The sequence below is a fragment of the Stenomitos frigidus ULC18 genome, from assembly GCF_003003795.1.
Taxonomy (GTDB): domain Bacteria; phylum Cyanobacteriota; class Cyanobacteriia; order Leptolyngbyales; family Leptolyngbyaceae; genus Stenomitos; species Stenomitos frigidus_A.
Genome location: NZ_PVWK01000144.1, coordinates 1 through 18,506, shown reverse-complemented (window position 1 = coordinate 18,506; position 18,506 = coordinate 1). Strand labels below are relative to the sequence as shown.

General features: G+C 44.8%; 9 protein-coding genes and 3 pseudogenes. 11 read left to right on the top strand and 1 reads right to left on the bottom strand.

Annotated features, from left to right (window positions below; all coding sequences use genetic code 11):
- Positions 1 to 156 precede the first annotated feature (156 nt).
- From C7B82_RS27115 to C7B82_RS27100, 3 genes and pseudogenes are all read left to right on the top strand, one after another.
- Positions 157 to 699 (top strand): IS630 family transposase, encoded by a 543-nt coding sequence (locus tag C7B82_RS27115; protein ID WP_181357714.1) that lies wholly within the window; start codon positions 157 to 159, stop codon positions 697 to 699.
- Positions 700 to 731: 32 nt separating this feature from the next.
- Positions 732 to 1,283: pseudogene (locus tag C7B82_RS35315) on the top strand (transposase).
- 464 nt (positions 1,284 to 1,747) lie between these two features.
- The gene (locus C7B82_RS27100) at positions 1,748 to 2,857 is read left to right on the top strand and encodes a glycosyltransferase (RefSeq protein WP_106259983.1); all 1,110 of its coding nucleotides are present in this window, start codon (positions 1,748 to 1,750) and stop codon (positions 2,855 to 2,857) included.
- Positions 2,858 to 2,943: 86 nt separating this feature from the next.
- Here C7B82_RS27100 and C7B82_RS27095 read toward each other — a convergent pair.
- Positions 2,944 to 3,189 (bottom strand): annotated as a pseudogene (locus C7B82_RS27095) (Tn3 family transposase); the annotation flags it as partial.
- 365 nt (positions 3,190 to 3,554) lie between these two features.
- Between C7B82_RS27095 and C7B82_RS27090 the strand changes: the two are divergent.
- From C7B82_RS27090 to C7B82_RS33995, 8 genes and pseudogenes are all read left to right on the top strand, one after another.
- Positions 3,555 to 3,992 (top strand): glutathione S-transferase family protein, encoded by a 438-nt coding sequence (locus tag C7B82_RS27090; protein WP_106259980.1) that lies wholly within the window; start codon positions 3,555 to 3,557, stop codon positions 3,990 to 3,992.
- Between the two features lie 504 nt (positions 3,993 to 4,496).
- Positions 4,497 to 6,602 (top strand): response regulator, encoded by a 2,106-nt coding sequence (locus C7B82_RS27085; RefSeq protein ID WP_106259979.1) that lies wholly within the window; start codon positions 4,497 to 4,499, stop codon positions 6,600 to 6,602.
- Between the two features lie 81 nt (positions 6,603 to 6,683).
- Positions 6,684 to 7,649, top strand: a complete 966-nt coding sequence (locus tag C7B82_RS27080; RefSeq protein ID WP_106259977.1) for a response regulator — start codon at positions 6,684 to 6,686, stop codon at positions 7,647 to 7,649.
- Between the two features lie 146 nt (positions 7,650 to 7,795).
- The gene (locus tag C7B82_RS27075) at positions 7,796 to 9,625 is read left to right on the top strand and encodes an EAL domain-containing protein (RefSeq protein ID WP_106259976.1); all 1,830 of its coding nucleotides are present in this window, start codon (positions 7,796 to 7,798) and stop codon (positions 9,623 to 9,625) included.
- 365 nt (positions 9,626 to 9,990) lie between these two features.
- Positions 9,991 to 13,005, top strand: coding sequence for a non-ribosomal peptide synthetase family protein (locus tag C7B82_RS27070; RefSeq protein ID WP_106259974.1), 3,015 nt, complete (start codon positions 9,991 to 9,993; stop codon positions 13,003 to 13,005).
- Between the two features lie 223 nt (positions 13,006 to 13,228).
- On the top strand, positions 13,229 to 16,288 hold the full coding sequence (locus tag C7B82_RS27065; protein WP_219904722.1) for an ATP-binding protein: 3,060 nt from the start codon (positions 13,229 to 13,231) through the stop codon (positions 16,286 to 16,288).
- 31 nt (positions 16,289 to 16,319) lie between these two features.
- Positions 16,320 to 17,771, top strand: coding sequence for a hybrid sensor histidine kinase/response regulator (locus C7B82_RS27060; RefSeq protein WP_106259971.1), 1,452 nt, complete (start codon positions 16,320 to 16,322; stop codon positions 17,769 to 17,771).
- 243 nt (positions 17,772 to 18,014) lie between these two features.
- Positions 18,015 to 18,359, top strand: a pseudogene (locus tag C7B82_RS33995) (IS1/IS1595 family N-terminal zinc-binding domain-containing protein); the annotation flags it as partial.
- Positions 18,360 to 18,506 lie beyond the last annotated feature (147 nt).

The following is an 18,506-nucleotide window of genomic DNA, read 5'->3' as shown; positions in this document are numbered from 1 at the left end:
CTCCCGACAAAACGGTGCATCAGTTGGTGCCTTACCGACTTAAAGCCTCACCGAAAGTGGCACGTCCGGTCAGTGTGGCTAACACCGAGGCTCGTGTCGAGGCCTCTAAAAAAACTCGCTGAGAACCTCCCGCTGCTAGCTTGGCATGCCGTCACCGTGCTGGGACTTCCAGGGCCAGTGCGTTACTGCTGTGAGGATGAGACCCGGCTTGGACTGAAGACGATCAGTGGACGCAAGATCACCGCCAAGGGTGTGAAGCCCAAAGGCAAAGTGCAGTGGCAGTTTAAGGCCACCGACCTGTATGGCATCGTGGAACCGGCTACGGGAGACCCTTGCTTCTACGAGTTCACACACCTCAATAGCGAGTGTTTCCAGGTGTTTCTGGACTTGGTGAGTGAGCCGTACAAAGACTGTATGCTCATCATCCAACTGGATCAAGCGGGTGCTCACAAAGCCAAACGGTTAAAGCTGCCGAACAACATCATCTTGCTGTTTCAACCAGCACACGCTCCCGAAACCAATCCCATCGAGCGCGTCTGGCAGCCTTGCAAGTTGGGACTGCGGTGGCAACTGCCCAAGGATCTCGATGAGTTGCGGTTGTTGATGCGCGTCAGGTTAGAAGCGATGACCCAAGCGGTGATTGCCTCCATTGTAGGCTGGCGCTCCATTCTGGACGCACTATCTGTAGCTGGTCTTTAAGGAATTGGTATTATCCAACCGAAACCGTGCAGATGGGACAAGTCGAACGCCAAGAGTATGAGTACATCCGCCACGGCACGCAAAGCTTGATTGCGAACTGGCGAGTAGCAACGGGCACGGTACTCACCCCCTCCATTGCGGCCACTCGCACGGAAGCCGACTTCGCCGCTCACATCGCTCAGACGATTGCCAGCGACCCTCAAGCGGGTTGGATTGTGATTCTCGACCAACTCAATACTCACAAGTCAGCGACGTTGGTACGTCTGGTTGATCGCTTGTGTGACCTGCAACTTGAGTGAGGGGAAAAGGAGCAGTCCGGCATGCTCCATTCCATGCCCACACGAGCAGCATTCTTGAGTGATCCGAGCCACCGTATCCGCTTTGTTTACGTGCCGAAACATTCTTCCTGGCTCCATCAGATTGAGTGCTGGTTCAGTATCTTGGTGCGTCGTCTCATCAAACGGGGCAATTTCACCTCGACCCATGACTTGCGACAACAGAGGCTCGATTTTATTGCTTACTTCAATCGCACCCTTGCCAAACCCTTTAACTGGAAGTCCAAGGGCTTTCCTGAAGTGGATTAAGCTACTCAGTTATTTCAGCTAGTCTGCACTAGGAAAAATTAGTTGGTTTTCAGCAGACGTTTTTGAAGCCCAGATAAAGTCTCAGCATTTCCCCTTTAGAACCTATCTGCTTGTTGCTACAATGCAGTCATTTTCGTGGTAGGTAAGTAGTTGGAGCAATACGCTTTTTGTTGGCTCTACGAGAGTTTAATCAGAAGTTTTACAGGCGAAGCAAAGGTCTTTAATAGTTTGGTGAATGCAGTTTTGACATCCTATAAAACACAGGTATGCTTAGAGGGTGTTTTAAAAGTCTTCCAGGGTAGCTTGAACCACCTTGACCACCGAGAAACGGTAACGAGAGAATCGGGCTTTTGAGCATCGCGGTCATCCGTACAGGTGGCTTCTGACGCTCAAGCCGACCCCTTTAAAACATTCTCTTAGGAATCCGTCTTTATCTTGTCCCTTTTAGATGATTTGACAGCATCATGTCTGATTCAGACGACTTGGAATTGTCGCCGACTCAAAATCCCTACTTTTCTCAGCGATCGCAACGATTGGAGTCACTACCCTACCCCGTTTATTTTGTAACGGGAGATCCGAAGTGGCACGCGTTGATTGCTAATCCAGATTTTGTTGCCGATGATTCACTCTATGAATTGTGTACAACCGGACATGATATTTGGTCGGCTCAGGTGTTTTTGGATTTAAAGACGCGCGGTTTGGATGTGCATTTAGTGCCTCACGCAGTTCCAGGGAAAATTTGTGTCATTCCCTACTACTACCTTACTCCCAAAGATTGGCTGTTTAAGAGTTATGTGTTGGCGTGCCAATATGACACCCCTTCGCCAGTCCTGTGCAATCAGCAGACGGTGATGAATCATTTGCAGGTGCAGTCCAAGCATCATCACTATTTACCGCATCGTCCTCAGCCTAGTTTGAAGCCGCGTCAGGTTTCCCGTGGTGCAAGGCTTGAAAATCTAGTGTTTAAGGGGCACTCCTATAATTTGGCGGAACCCTTTCGGTCTCTAGAATTTTTAGCCGCGCTGGACACAGTGGGAGTGCGCTTGGTGATGAGTACGGAAAATGCACAGACTGCCTTTTTAGATTGGGCAGACTACACCCAGGCAGACGCGATGATTGCTGTACGTAATAATACGTTGTATGACATTGCTCTCAAACCTGCGCTCAAATTAGTGAATGCTTGGTTTGCTGGCTGTCCTGCGATTTTAGGTCCTGAGCCTGCTTATCAGGCAATACGTCGTTCGGAACTGGATTATTTTGAAGTGCGCACGCCAAAAGAGGCGATCGCCGCGCTGAAACAACTTAAAGCCAATCCGAAACTGTATCAGGCGATGGTGGAGAACGGTTTCCAGCGCGCTCATGAGCATACTGCGGATCAGGTGGCGCTCTTGTGGCGCAATCTGTTGGCGGGACCGATCGCAGTTGGTTACGAACACTGGTTACGGGAGTCTCCCTGGCAGCAACAGGTGGTTCGTCCAGTGTTGTATGGCTGGCAGATTTTGGCACATCAGCAACAGGCGAACCAGTACAAGCGCAAGATTCGCTACGGCAAACGAGTGCTGGACTTAGCGTAGTTCTTCAATGTGGCATCTCGGCTCAACCCCTAGATCTAGCGAAGCTGCCATGAGGGGGGCATTTGACAAAAGGGAAATAAAGTACGCTAAAGCTTGGAAAATGCCAACAAGGGTCTAAACTCGCCCTTTTCGACAAGCTTGCTTTGCTTCCAAAGGTAATCTCCCATCAAACTAATGTGATTCCAGTGAATCGGTGCGACATGCTTGAGAAGTACTGCATCCAAGCTCTTTCCCTGTTCCTGCATCGCATAGACCGCCCGTTCTAGATAAACCGTATGCCATAAAATAATGGCGGCGACCACCAGATTCAGTCCGCTAGCGCGATGGCGCTGTAATTAGTTGTCGTTCCGGGTTCTGGTCAAAACTACTAACCCGGATATATCCAAGTCGCTATCCGATCATGGCATTTCCTGAAAATGTCAGCAATGACTTTATGACCTTTAACAAGATATGTCAATAAATTCCAAAGACAACCCCTATCTTACTTGCATGGGTGATTGAGGGCAGAGGGCAGCAGGTAGAGGGCAGCAGGCAGAAGGTAGGGCGCTATGCCTAACTGAACCATTTGTCTTGGGTGTATCTTAGCGAAATCTCATCTTACTCTCATGTTTGGTTGAGGCGATCGCAGTGCTGACAGAGTACTCTGGTGACGGTTGATTTGTTTGGCGAGAACCTACACGCGTTGAGTCTACATAAAATGGCAACACTCACAGTTTATGGCACTCCTATTAGCACTTACGTTCGTACTGTACGGTTGCTGCTGGAGGGTGCAGGTGCAGACTACACCCTTAAGAACGTCAGTATTTTCAATGGCGAAAGCCAGTCAGCCGACTATCTGGCTAAGAACCCGTTTGGTAAAGTGCCGACGCTTGAAGTTGATGGCACATTTCTCTATGAAACAAACGCCATTGTTGAATACCTTGATGCAGTTGTAGCCAATCGCAGGTTCAGCCCTTCTGAACTTTTGCTGCAAGCGCGTATGCGTCAAATCATGGCGATTATTGACAGCTATCTCTATCCACTGGCGATCGGCACGATTGTGATTCAGCGCTTGCTTTGGCACTGTAAGAGTAACGTTTCGATTCTAAGAGCACAGCCTCCAACTTCGCAGGTATTCTCTCAGTCATTATGCTGATTTTAGTAAGTTTAGACTTGGTCAAAAGTTTCCAAAATAGGCACGTGCTCGGTTTCCAAGCAATTTGACAAAGTTCTATGAAAAGGCTGAGACTGTATTTTCACGGTAGCCTTTAGGGCGGAATTAGAGAGACTCTAGGATTAGAGAAAAACAAAGCTGCATCAGTTCAAATCTTCAATGAGCCACGCTGGCTCATAACTGCTGGATGTATTTGCGGCGAATAAAAGTTCTTATCTGAGCAGAAGAGAAATTGAAAGATGTTCTTGCTCTGCAGGGATGATGCCTGAGAATCCAATGCCAAGGGTTAGAGTTCCGCTTTCCTCGTTAAATTATAAGCACTAAGCCCCTTCTTGCTCCATTGAGGATAGCCCTTCTCAGACATCCTCTCATAGAGCTGATGCTAGAAAGGGCTTTGAGCGGGCGGCGTACTTGTCTTTGAACTAATTCAAAATTATTTATGGAAACAATTAAGTAGCAATTTCATTACAGCATTAACTCTTAAATATGAACCACCAGACCGTTTTAATTGTGGATGATAATCCAACCAACTTAGATGTACTTTCAGAGATCCTGAGCAAAAATGGATTTCAAGTTGCAGTTGCGATCGACGGTGAAAGTGCTCTTGAACAAGTTGAATTTCATCAACCAGAGCTAATCCTGTTAGATGTTATGATGCCGGGTATCGATGGATTTGAGACGTGCAGACGTTTAAAGCAAAATTCTTTAGTATCTGACACCCCTGTCATTTTTATGACTGCCCTGTCCGACATAGAAAATAAGGTCAAGGGTCTTTCCTTGGGAGCAGTAGACTATATTACTAAACCCTTTCAACAAGAAGAATTATTAGCTCGCGTTCAGATCCACCTAAAACTACGCAGTTTTGCTACAACCCTAGAAGCTCAAAATAATATTCTCCAAAATGAAATCGCAAAGCGCGAGCAGGCAGAAGCATCGTTACTGATGTTGAACCAAGCGCTAGAGCAGCTCATTGAGGAAAGAACCTGTACGCTCTCTAAAACATTACAAGAGCTTCAAAATGCCCAAGCCAAACTGATCCAGCAGAAAGAAGAATTAGAAAATCGAGTAGAAGAACGCACCTTAGAACTGAAGATCGCAAAAGAAGCTGCGGATAAAGCTAATGGGGCAAAAAGTGAGTTTTTGGCCAATATGAGTCATGAAATTCGTACACCCCTTAATGGTATTTTAGGCTATACACAAATTCTTAAGTCTAGTCGAGAACTTCCGGATAAAGTCCAAAAAGGAATCGATGTGATTCACCAATGTTCCTCACATCTCTTAATGTTGATTAATGACATTCTCGATCTCTCTAAGGTAGAGGCTCGTAGAATGGATCTTTTTATAACAGATTTTAATTTTCCCTCTTTTTTAGAAAATATTTCTGAAATTTGCAGCCTTCGTGCGGAACCAAAAAAAGTTTCGTTTATTCATAAATTAGACATAAATCTACCTAGCGGAGTCAGAGCAGACGAGAAACGTCTTCGGCAGATACTACTGAATCTTCTCAGTAATGCTGTCAAGTTTACTGAGAAGGGAGGAGTGACATTTAAGGTAGAAACTAAGGCTGAAATAGACGAAACCCTTCAACCAGAGCGAGACGAAAAAACAGTAGCTCTTAACGCTAACTCTAAGATTAAAGCAGTAAAAATTCGCTTCCAAATTGAAGATACAGGAATAGGAATTACTCCAGAACAGATTGAAAGAATATTTATGCCCTTCGAGCAGGTTGGGGACTCTCGCTATCAAGCCGAAGGTACCGGATTGGGACTAGCAATCAGTCAAAGACTTCTTTCCCTTATGGGCAGCCAAATTCAAGTTGTCAGTCAGCTCGGTAAGGGAAGTACTTTTTGGTTTGATTTAGAGCTTCCTCTCTCCTCTGAATGGAAGCAGGTAGCAAGACAAAACCAGCAGAGAAGAATCATCGGTTTTTCTGGTAAGAAACAAAGAGTTTTAGTGGTAGATGACCGATGGGAAAACCGTTCTGTAATTACCAATTTATTGCAGCCGATCGGGTTTGAAGTTATTGAAGCTTCGAATGGCAAGGAAGGGTTAGAGAAAGCGATAGAGTTGCGGCCAGAGCTCATCATCGTTGATCTGGTAATGCCGATCCTGAATGGTTTTGAAATGATTCGCAAAGTACGACAGCTTCCTGAATTAAAAGAAACAGTAGTGATTGCTTCTTCTGCCAGTGTATTCGAGGCAGATCAATATGAAAGTTTAGCTTCAGGGGCAAATGAATTTTTGTCAAAGCCGATTGTCGTTGACGGACTGATGAAAATGCTAAAGTCTTGCCTTCAGTTGGAATGGGAATACGAAGATGCTAGCAAGATCAGTGAGCCAGTTCATGCCAATGCTCCAGAATTGACATCTCTAGCATCAGATTGTATTGTTCCTCCTCCGCAGGATCTTGCTCTTGATTTAATGAAGTTGGCTAAAAAAGGAGACCTTGATGCGCTTCAGGACGAAGTAAGAAAATTACAGCTTTTAGATTCTAAATATGTCCCATTTTCTCAAGAGCTTCTCCGATTGACAGAGGGCTTTCAACTGAATGAACTTCGATTTTTTATTAAAAAATATGCGCTTGGCGATTAAAAGACCATACTCCTACAATTCTTTACTAGAAATAAAGTTCTTCTGATTTACTATCCTACCTAATCATTATCTATTTCAACTATGTTAGAAGATTGTAAGGAATCGATCATTCTTATCGTTGACGACAATCCAACTAACTTATTAGTTTTGTCTCAGACCTTGAAGGATATTGGACTCAAGGTTCGAGTTTCTATGGATGGTGAAAGTGCCCTTGAGCAGGCAATAGAGGAAACACCAGATCTTATATTATTAGATATTCAAATGCCGGGAATTGATGGGTTTGAGACTTGTAAAAGATTAAAATTAAATCCTTCGGTAAGTGATATTCCGGTAATTTTCATTACAGCAAATAATAGCACAGAGAACATTGTTGAAGGCTTGTCACTAGGGGCCGTAGATTATATTGTTAAGCCATTTCAAAAAGAAGAAGTTTTGGCACGGGTTCAAGTTCATTTGAGACTACGTCTTCTAACTCGTAAAGTTCAGGAGCAGGCGATTGCTTTACAGATTGCTAACCAACAGTTAGAGTGTCTCGCTAATCTCGATGGCCTGACCCAGGTTGCCAATCGTCGTCGCTTTGACGAACAACTAGATCTGGAATGGAAGAGACTAACGCGTGAACCTGGTCCACTTTCTTTAATTCTGTGCGATATAGACTACTTCAAGCGATACAACGACTTCTATGGACACCAAGCTGGAGATACCTGCCTGAAGCAAGTCGCAAAAGCCCTTGAGCAAAGCCTCAAAAGACCTGGTGATTTCGTTGCACGCTACGGGGGAGAAGAGTTTGTTGTCATTTTACCAAACACAAATTTTGATGGAGCATCTCACGTAGCGGAAATAATTCAAACGGATATTGAGAAATTGTATATTAGTCATGCTCAATCTCAAGTGTCTACCCATATCACTTTAAGTTTAGGAATTAGCAGCATGATCCCTACAAAAGAAGCTTCGGAAAGCTCTTTGATTGCTGCTGCCGACAAAGCATTATATGAGGCAAAGCGCAGAGGTCGAAATACTTTTTATCATGAATTTTCAGCTGTCTAGTTCATCTGGCATTAAGTTTATTGCCAAGCTTTCATTTAATCGTATTTTGTTTGGAATCCTTAATGTTTAAATTTAAAGATTGGCTTAGTAGCGACTTGCATTCTGTTGGAAGAGCTGAAAAAGATTAGGAGAAGGAGGAATTTAAGATGGCTTGGCAGAGGGAAGATAGAATTTTGATGCGTAACCAGACAAGCTGTGAGTTAGAAGCTGGAGAGGCTATAGAAAAGTTTAATAAAAACAAGGAAATTGAAAAAGAAGCGAATCCGCTTCAACTCTTACCTCAAACCATTCTGCAGATGCTTGATACTGCCATTATTGTCACTGATGCATCAGGAGAAATTTTATTTTTGAATGCACTGGCTGAGAAAATAACAGGTTGGAGCTTTCACGATACTAAATATTTTCCTCTTTCTTATATATTTAAAATTGTCGGCAAAGTCACTTTATCGAACTTAGATATCCCAATCGAAAAAAATCCCTGCAAAGGTCAGAACCCTTATTTTTTGGATGATGTTTTCCTGATTAGACCTGATAATAGTTCAATCTCTATACAATACTCCTTGTCATCAGTTTATGACGGTAATCAAATCGTTGGCACGGCCTTGGTCTTCCGAGATATAAGCGCTTTGTATAGACCAAATCACCAGCAGCCTCATCAAATAAATCATGATCCTTTAACTGGTCTAGTTAATCGTTCTTCTTTTGAAAGTTATCTGAAGCAAGCACTGCACGACTCCAGAAATTTAGCCCAAACTCATATCTTATGTCATTTAGACTTGGATCGATTCAAGATCATTAATGAGGTTTGTGGGCATTTGGCAGGAGATGAGTATTTGCGAAAGTTTAGCACTGTTTTACAGCAGCGAATTCGCAGAACCGATATTCTGGCCCGATTAGGAGGTGATGAATTTGGCTTGATTCTTCAGCATTGCAATTTAGATCAGGCCCTCAATGTGGTTCAAGATTTGTATAAAGAGGTACGACAGTTTCGATTTTCCTGGCAAAGTCATACGTTCAGTTTTACCTTCAGTACTGGAATTACCCTTTTGCAGTCTGATAGTCAAAGTATTTCTAATGTGCTCATTGAAGCTGATTCAGCTTGCACTGTCGCAAAAGCTAAAGGTCGCGATCGCGTGCAAGTCTACCAGGCAGATGATCAGGATGTGACAGCCCAACGTGGAGACACTCAGGGGCTTCTTCTTGTAATGAAGGCATTAGAGGAAGATCAATTTCTTCTTTACTGTCAACCAATCGTTCCAGTTTCTGATGTAGATGACTCCACCGATCAACGCTGCTATGAAATTTTAATTCGGTTGCAAGACGGGCAAGGACAAATTATTCCACCTAAGGATTTTTTGCCAGCGGCAGAGCGATACGGCTTGATGCATTTGGTTGATCGATGGGTTATTCATAATCTCTTCAAAATTCTAGCGTCAAGGTATGCAAAAGCTGAGGAATCCGCATACGAGCCTACTTGTAAGAGTTATCGAAACCATTGCTATTCCATTAATCTGTCTGGCTCTAGCTTCAATGATGATCAGTTTCTAGAGTTTGTTCAAGAACAATTTTTCCTTCATTTGGTTCCACCTGAGTCAATATGCTTTGAGATCACTGAAACGGTCGCTATTTCAAATTTAAATAAGGCAGCTAAATTCATTGCACAACTGAGAGCGATCGGTTGTCGATTTGCTCTAGACGACTTTGGGAGTGGGATGTCCTCATTTGGCTATCTTAGAAACTTGCCTGTGGATTATATCAAGATTGATGGGAACTTCGTCAAAGAAATTACGACAAATGTCATCTCCTATGAAATTGTAAAAGCAATTAACTCAATTGGACATGTCATGAATATTCAAACTACGGCTGAATTTGTTGAAGATGAAGAGATTTTGGCCATGCTAAAAGCTATTGGGGTGGACTATGCTCAGGGTTATGGTATTGCCAAACCTTTTCCCCTCCGGTTGCTGATTTCGTAGATGCATGCATTGCACTCAAATTGAGTGCAATATCTATCTTTTTTTGCTGAATTCTATATGTAACTGGTCTTTATCTCTATATTTCTCTCGTCTTCATATAGTCTCAATTTTTATTAAATATGTGTGAAATGAAAATATTTTTGAAATTTCTTCTGAATACTTTGGAATTGTAGACTTAGCAGCCTGTTTAGTGAAAAGCAGTAATTCAGAATTGCTGTGTTTCTGCTTCATGGAGTGCAATGAGAATTGAGCAAATTTTTCGGTTTGCATGAAACTTCCCTGTTGGCAGATTTGGGAATCAGCTTTAGCGACTGTCAATCTCAATTCTTATCCATTTCTTCCTGCAATAGTGCAATAGAGTTTATATGTTTAACAAATTTGAAGGCGCGTGCATTCCTCAATTAGTGGAAGCTCAAGTTATGCGTTCTCCTGACGCTACTGCGATTATTTTTCGAGGTGAACAAATCACTTATCAGCAACTTAACCAAAGAGCAAATCATTTAGCAAATTATTTGATAGCTTTAGGGATCAAACCAGGGATGCTTGTTGGGATATGTGTTGAGCGATCGCTCGATATGTTTGTGGCTTTATTAGGAGTGCTCAAAGCTGGTGGTGGATATATCCCACTAGATCCTAGCTATCCCACTGAGCGATTGGCCTTTATCATGTCAGATACGCAAATGGCTGTTTTGCTAACGCAACAGCACTGGCTGAAGATTCTGCCTACTTGCGCGGCTCAAACAGTATGCCTGGATCATGATTGGGAGACAATTGCACAGCAGCCAGCTGAGAATCCTCCCCGCCAGAGTCAGTTGTCTCACCTTGCTTATGTGATTTATACCTCTGGCTCTACAGGTAAGCCTAAGGGCGTACAAATTACTCACGGCTCTCTTGTCAATTTGCTAGAGTCCATGCAGCGAGAACCAGGAATGACGGCAGATGATACTCTCCTGGCAATCACTACGATTTCCTTTGACCTTTCTGTACCCGATCTTTATCTACCTCTAATTACAGGCGCACGAATCCGGTTGATCGAGCGTTGTACAGCAGCGAATGCAGTGAAATTGGCAAAAGTTTTGTCCGATCCAACGGTAACTTTTGTACAGGCAACCCCTGCAACTTGGCAACTTGTGTTAGCGTCAGGCTGGCAAGGGAACCCTTATCTTAAAGTGTTATGCGGTGGCGAGACTCTCACCAGATCACTCGCCAATCAGCTTTTGACGCGATGTGCTTCACTTTGGCACATGTATGGTCCTACAGAAACAACGGTTTGGTCAATGGTCGCTAAAGTGCAACCAGGCGATCGAACTATTCCTCTAGGGCATCCAATTGCCAATACTCAAATTTATCTAGTCAATCCCCAAAATCGTCGTCAGGGTGATTCGATACAGTTGGTAACGGCTGGAGAAAGCGGTGAGATCTATCTGGGTGGGCAAGGAGTTGCGCAAGGCTATTTAAACCGACCTGATCTAACGGCTGAAAAGTTTATCCCAGATCCATTTAGTGCCGACTCCGGAGCCCGCCTCTATAAGACTGGGGATTTGGCGCGGTACTTGCCTGATGGCAATATTGAAATCATTGGAAGGATTGACCACCAGGTAAAAATTCGTGGCTACCGCATTGAACTAGGTGACATCGAAACTGTACTCTCTCAACACCCTGCAGTGCAAGAAGGCGTGGTGACGGTACGAGAAGATGTGGTGGACGATCGACGGCTTGTCGCTTATGTCGTGCTGCATCCAGAAGGAACCTCTTTGCGATCGGCACAATTGCGGACATGGCTAAAAAATCAGTTACCAGACTATATGGTGCCAGCGCTGGTTGTTTTCATGCCAGCCTTGCCCTTAACTCCTAATGGTAAGGTAGATCGACGAGCACTCCCAACCCCAACCTTGTACGATCAAACAGTTTTTGTACTGCCAGAAACTGCTATTGAAAAACAGCTAGCAGCAATTTGGACAGAGATTTTAGGGGTTGAAGTCGGCATCGACCACGACTTTTTTGAATCTGGTGGGAACTCTTTGGGTGCGACCCTATTGCTGGCTCGCATCAATGCCACCCTTTCTATTGAACTATCGCTGGAATGTCTCTTCAAAGCACCCACTATTGCTGGATTAGCCACTTTAATTCAAAGTGTTCAAGTCTCCGGTGATACTGCTTTGCTTAAAACTACACCGACCAAATTGCAAGCAGATGCAGTTTTAGATTCTGCAATTCGCCCACTCAGGCCCATTGCCACAACCCCACAACATATTTTCCTTACGGGGGCAACAGGTTTTATTGGCGCTTTTTTACTCCCAGAGTTGTTGTATCGCTATCCTGAGGCGAAAATTTACTGCCTCGTCAGAGCTGAGAATCCGGAAGCTGCAAGTAATCGACTGCGGAATTGTTTAGAGCGCTACGAACTCTGGCAGGATGCTTTTGGGGTAAGAATTATTCCGGTTATTGGGGATCTGACGCAACCCCTGTTAGGTTTGTCTGAATTGGAATTCTGCGAATTAGCCGCTCGCCTGGATGTGATTTATCATAGCGGTGCTCTGGTGAACCTAGTTTATCCCTATTCTGCGCTACGTAACGCTAATGTTCTGGGCACCGAGACCGTCCTTCGGCTAGCAACACAGGCGAAAACCATCCCTGTTCACTATATGTCTACTATCGATGTGTTCCACTCTGCCGACTATAGAGCAACACCTCTACGGTTAGAAACTGACACTCCGCTCAACTGTGAAGGCTACACAGAAGGGTATGCCCAGAGTAAATGGGTGGCGGAAAAATTGGTTATGGCTGCACGTGACCGCGGCTTGCCTGTTTGCGTTTATCGTATTGGCATGGTTGTTGGGCACAGTCAAACTGGCGCCTTTCAACTCGATAATCTGATTTGCCGGATGATCAAGGGATTCATCCAGTTGGGCAGTGCCCCCGAGTTGGATCTAGAGATGGTGCTAGCGCCTGTAGATTATGTAGTGCGCGCAATCGGTCATTTGTCACAGCAACCAAGCGCCTGGGGCAAAACCTTTCACTTGGTTAGCCCGCATGTGCTATCGCTCAATCATCTGGTAGCAGCGATGGAAACCTTGAACAGTCCATTGAAACGTCTGCCGTATATCCAATGGCAAGCCCAACTTGCTGAGTCAACCGATAATGCCCTGACGCCTGTTGCTTCTATGTTTATGTCCAAGCCTGTTGAAAGGGCGCTGACGACGATCGAAACTTCTACCATGGTCTCCCAAGCATTCGACGATCGTTACACCCAAATGGGACTTGCAGGCTCGAACATTGTCTGTCCCCCAATTAATGTTCAGGTTTTGCAAGCCTATCTCTCGTACTTCAGGTGCTGTGGCTTCTTACCACACATGTCACCAATACTAAATCCAGCGTAGCTTCTATTGAGAAACTGGTTCTCTTCCCATTATTGCGTAGCAATGGCAACAAACGGGTCGCTAAAGACCTCTGAGCTTCAATTAATGGCCTAACAAAGTATGCTTCTGTGCGTATCAAATTCCTCTTTTGGGAACTATATGTCTTAGAGACACAATTTTTTCGTGAGATGCCTTGTGCGCTCATATTCCCCATATGAATAGTACCCCTTCAGTTCCCTCAACGTTGTCCCGTCTTCCGCGTAGTCTTAACCCACTTGAAACCTGGGGTTTTGGGTTGGCAGGACCACCTGGATGGACTGGAGTTGCTCCAGCTATTAATGCAGCTTTGTCAGCTCAAGCAATTTTTGTCTGGATTCCCGTCACTTTGGTAGGGGTGCTAATCAACTATCAGGTGAAGCGTCTTGGCTTGGCAGCAATGGATGTGGCTGGGGGAACGCCCAATTATCTCTCTCGGTTGTTGGGTCGCTATCCTTTTCTTGCCCGCTATGCGGCAATTGGCTACTTACTGAATTGGGTTTCTGCCATCTCTCTCAATGCCATTATTCTCACCGATTTGGTGGGAGACAATTTGGAAGGATTTGGGATTAGTTGTCCCAGGATGGTTATGCGCATTGGGTTTATGCTGCTGCCGTTTATCGTGGCTTGCAGTGGAACACGCGCGCTCAGTATATTATTGCTTTTCTTCATCGTACCGTCGATCGGTATTCTGGTGACGTTCAGCCTGCAAGGGCTAGGTTGGCTAGCTCTGTCTCCAGCCAGTCCTGGCTTTTTCCCAGCCGACTGGGGTACCTTTAGCTTTGCCGATTGGGCGAAGTGGAGTTTTTTCGCCACGTTTGTGACGTATAGCAGTGAAACCGCCTCATCGTTTGTTGCGGATAGTCGCCGCCCTGTTAAAACCTTGAAATTTCTAGATGTTGCTGCCTGGACGGGAGCGCTGATCTTTATTGGTGGCTCTTGGGTCGTGATGCGGCTAGCTACAGCACCGGAGCTGAAGGATAATACATTTGCCAATTTAATGGCTTCAGCACAACCCTTTTGGGGGCAATCCGCATCCCTCATTATTACGTTTGTCTTAGCTTCATCTTGCCTTTTGACGATGGCAACTGCGGTTTCCAATAGTCCTCGAATTTTGTATCAATTGGCGTTAGACCATCATCTGGCACCCGTCTTTACAGTGGTTTCTGGTCGGGGGGTCTTTGGACCTACCTTATCGCTGGTATTTGGGCTGTCACTCTTTTATCTCCTTTGGGGAGATATTGCCCACATCGTGGTTGTTGGCAATGTAGCTTGGTTTGTTTCCTTCATGCTGCTGCACCTAGCCGTTTGGATGCAGCGTGGTAAAGCACCAGTATTTGCACCATGGCTATCGTTGATCATTTTCCTGATCGAGTTCGTTGTGCTGTTGGTGGGTGGGTGGGCTTGGGGTCGGAATGACTTTTGGATTGGCTTGTTGTCGCCGATCGGCATTCTACTTATCAATGCCGCCATTCAGCGTATCCGGTTTGCGCCGTTTCGCGCCAAGTGGTGGCTTCGACGCTATCAGTCACCGTCTGCCTTTGATGTCAAAGACTTACTGATGTTCCAGGTTGTGACTCTGATTGCACTGATTTGTGGTGCGGTGCTAGGGGGATGGGGTTTCCGCTCCTTACTTGCCCATGGCTCGGTGCAACAGGCAAATAATCTAATTTTGGTGCTCCTGATTATTGTCGTCTTTATTGGCGTGGCGATCGCCTGTTGGACGACGCTCCCCCAAGTATTGGCCGTTGAAGAAGCCCGCGACCGAGCAGAGAACCTTAATCAAGATTTAGAACAACGAGTAGAGCAGCGTACTGCTGAACTTCGTAACGCTAAAGAACTGGCAGATAGCGCAAATCATGCCAAAAGCGATTTTTTGGCCAATATGAGTCATGAACTCCGCACGCCGTTGAATGGGATTTTGGGATACGCTCAAATCCTTCAGCGTTCAACAAGTTTGGCAGAGAAAGAGCAAAAAGGTGTCAGCATCATTCACCAGTGTGCTTCACATCTTTTGACGCTCATTAACGATATCTTGGATCTTTCCAAAATTGAAGCTCAAAAAATGGAATTGTATCCTGCTGAATTTCATTTATCAGCTTTTCTTCAAGGGGTCGTGGAAATCTGTCGCATTAAGGCAGAACAGAAAGGTATCGACTTTATTTATCAGTCTAGTGCTGATTTGCCGATCGCAGTTCAAGCTGACGAAAAGCGGCTACGACAAGTATTGATTAATCTACTGGGTAATGCAATTAAATTCACTGACAAAGGTCAAGTCATACTTGCAGTGAAATCTCAGCGGGCGAATGGGAACCAGACTTGCGATCAGGCTATCTATCAAATTTGTTTTCAGGTTAAAGATACAGGTATAGGGATAGCCAGTGAGGATATTGCAAAAATCTTTTTACCCTTTGAGCAAGCTGGAAGCATCAAAAAACAATCGGAAGGAACTGGATTGGGACTGGCAATTACCCAGAAAATTGTTCAAATGATGGGTAGCACGCTGAAGTTGCAGAGTGAGGCAGAGAAAGGAAGCACTTTCTGGTTTGATGTTGACTTACCGGAAGCAGAGGACTGGGCCAAAGCCTCCAAAGCCGTGCAGAAGGGTAACATTATTGGATACTCTGGGCAAAAACGAAAAGTGCTGATTGTGGACGATCGCTGGGAAAATCGATCAGTTATTGTCAATTTGCTAGAGCCAATTGGCTTTGAAGTTCTGGAAGCTGAACACGGACAAGATGGGTTAGATAAAGCATTGCAACTCAAACCGGACTTAATCATTTCTGATATTGCAATGCCAGTGATGGATGGTTATGAGCTGATGAAGCAGCTGCGCCAATCACCCATTCTTTGTGATGTTCCAGTTATTGCTTCTTCTGCCAGCGCCTTTGATTCAGATAAGTACAAAGCTTTGAATGCCGGATCAAATGAATTTATACCAAAACCCGTGCAAGCCAATCATTTATTAGAGGCGTTAGCAAAGCTTTTGCAGCTAGAGTGGGCTTACGAAGAGAAGGCACAGGAGAGAAAAAGCGAAAACGAACTGCAAGTTGGAAGTAACACAGTGCAAATCGTACCGCCAAACTTTGAAGATCTTACCTTGCTCCATGAGTTAAGTCGAAAGGGCTTGGTGAATGATCTCCTCTTGGAGCTTGAGAGGATTGAAAAACTTAATAACAAATTTACACCTTTTGTCCAACAGGCTCGTACTTTAGCAAAGGGCTTTAAGCTGAAGCAAATAAGAGCTTATGTAGAGGAATATTTATAACTTGATTAATTGGATGCAGGAAGATTAAATCATGAGTGCAGCTCAAGAATGTCAATCAATTTTAATTGTAGATGACAATCCAACCAACTTAGAAGTTCTGGCTGAGACCTTGACAGATTCTGGTTTTCAAATTTCGGTTGCCCTGGATGGAGAAACAGCATTGGAGCAGGTGAAATACCATCCCCCTGCACTCATCTTACTGGACATTATGATGCCTGGTATCGACGGGTTTGAAACCTGCCGTCGTCTAAAGTCAGATCCTGAAATCTTTGATATACCTGTCATTTTTTTAACTGCTCTCTCTGATGCTGAAAATAAGGTTGCCGGCTTATCGCTTGGAGCTGTAGACTATATCACTAAACCGTTCCAGCGTGAAGAAGTACTGGCAAGAGTGAGCATTCACTTAAAATTATACAATCTGGCTAAAACTTTAGAAGCCCAGAATGTGATCTTAAAAAAGGAAGTCGAATATCGTAAAACAGTTGAAAATTTGTTACAAACTTTCAATCAAGAATTGGAGCAGCAAGTTGAGGAACGAACTTTGAAGCTCACTAGAACTTTGCAGGATCTTGAAAAAGCCCAGGTTCAACTTGTGCACAGTGAAAAAATGTCTTCTCTAGGACAGCTTGTTGCGGGTATTGCTCATGAAATCAATAACCCTGTAAATTTTATTTATGGTAATCTGAGCCCAGCCTCCGAATATATTCAAGACTTGTTGAAATTAGCAGAGTTTTGTCAGAAATATTTTCTAAGATTACCCGATGAATTTCAAGAGCACCTGAAACAGATCGATATTGAGTTTTTACAAGATGATCTCCCAAGAATCATTGCTTCAATGAAGGTGGGAGCAGATCGGATTCGTCAAATTGTTCTTTCCTTACGCAATTTCTCGCGGCTTGATGAAGCAGAAGTAAAACCAGTTGATATCCATGAAGGCATTGAGAGTACTTTGCTAATTCTACAGAGTCGCCTGAAAGGTAAGTTAGATCAGGCAAATATTCAGGTGATCAAAGAGTATGGCGATTTGCCCAATGTGGAGTGTTATGCTGGGCAGCTAAATCAGGTATTTATGAATATTATTAATAACGCGATCGACGCTCTCGAAGAATGTCCGAAATTTAATAGAGGACACCATCCTTCAAATAAAGAATTAGAGCTCAAAATTCAGCAGGCTGTGCAACGGACGCGTCATCTCAACATCGCAGGTCAACAAGATGAACCTTGTATCTGGATTCGAACCGAGTTGGCTAGTAACGGTTGTTTGGTGGTTCGCATTGCGGACAACGGTTCTGGTATTCCAGAATCTCTCCGTCAGCGGCTGTTTGATCCATTCTTCACGACAAAGCCTGTTGGCAAAGGAACTGGCTTAGGATTATCGATTAGCCACCAGATTGTGGTCGAGAAACATGGAGGCAACCTATACTGTGAATCTGAACTTGGTAAAGGGAGCGAGTTCCGAGTGGAGATTCCGATTCAGCAGTAATCATATTGCATAGATGCACATGCCTTCTGAGAAACACTCTCAGAAGGCATGTGCGACTGAGGGACTACTCAAAGCCGAGAGACTGGGCTGCTTTGTTGAGATGGCTAACCAACCGTTCCCGATACTTTTGCATACTAGTTTTCTTCAGGATCAGTATAGGTTCCATCAGTAGACCAGAGGGTAGTGCGTCAGGTTTTGGTGGGACGATTAAAATTAGAGCAACACCTACTCCCAAGCATATCTATGGAATGTCGGCTCTGCGGTTGTCCGAGCACCCATAAACATGGCAAAGCTCCGAACGGTAGCCAACGGTATTTTTGCCCTCAGTGTCAGCAGACCTTCAATGAACGCTTTGACACGATGTATTATCATCGCCATGTGAGTGAAGAGCAGATTCGGCAGGTCTTACAGGCTCATAGTGAGGGGCGCAGTCTCAGAGGCATTAGCCGCACGAGTATACTTGCCTACAACACCGCTGTGAGCCTTGTTCGTGCCGCAGCTCAATTGGTTCATAACGCTCAGGTTCAAGCGGTGCAAACGGAGGCAGTCAGTGGGGACGAATTGTGGCCATTTGTCGCAAAAAACAAAGGCTCAATCGGTGCTCCAGGGAGGTGGCGTTGACCAGAGCCCATTGGTAGGATGCCATCGTAGAAGAAACGAGCTGTTGCCATGCTCAACCGCAATCTCACTCGCCTGCTGGACGATGCCAAGTGCTACGAAAGGGTGCGCCAACTG

Bases quoted from the DNA above. Each gene is read 5' to 3' on its own strand.
- C7B82_RS27100 (WP_106259983.1), top strand. From the start codon at position 1,748: ATGTCTGATTCAGACGACTTGGAATTGTCGCCGACTCAAAATCCCTAC.
- C7B82_RS27090 (WP_106259980.1), top strand. From the start codon at position 3,555: ATGGCAACACTCACAGTTTATGGCACTCCTATTAGCACTTACGTTCGT.
- C7B82_RS27085 (WP_106259979.1), top strand. From the start codon at position 4,497: ATGAACCACCAGACCGTTTTAATTGTGGATGATAATCCAACCAACTTA.
- C7B82_RS27080 (WP_106259977.1), top strand. From the start codon at position 6,684: ATGTTAGAAGATTGTAAGGAATCGATCATTCTTATCGTTGACGACAAT.
- C7B82_RS27075 (WP_106259976.1), top strand. From the start codon at position 7,796: ATGGCTTGGCAGAGGGAAGATAGAATTTTGATGCGTAACCAGACAAGC.
- C7B82_RS27070 (WP_106259974.1), top strand. From the start codon at position 9,991: ATGTTTAACAAATTTGAAGGCGCGTGCATTCCTCAATTAGTGGAAGCT.
- C7B82_RS27060 (WP_106259971.1), top strand. From the start codon at position 16,320: ATGAGTGCAGCTCAAGAATGTCAATCAATTTTAATTGTAGATGACAAT.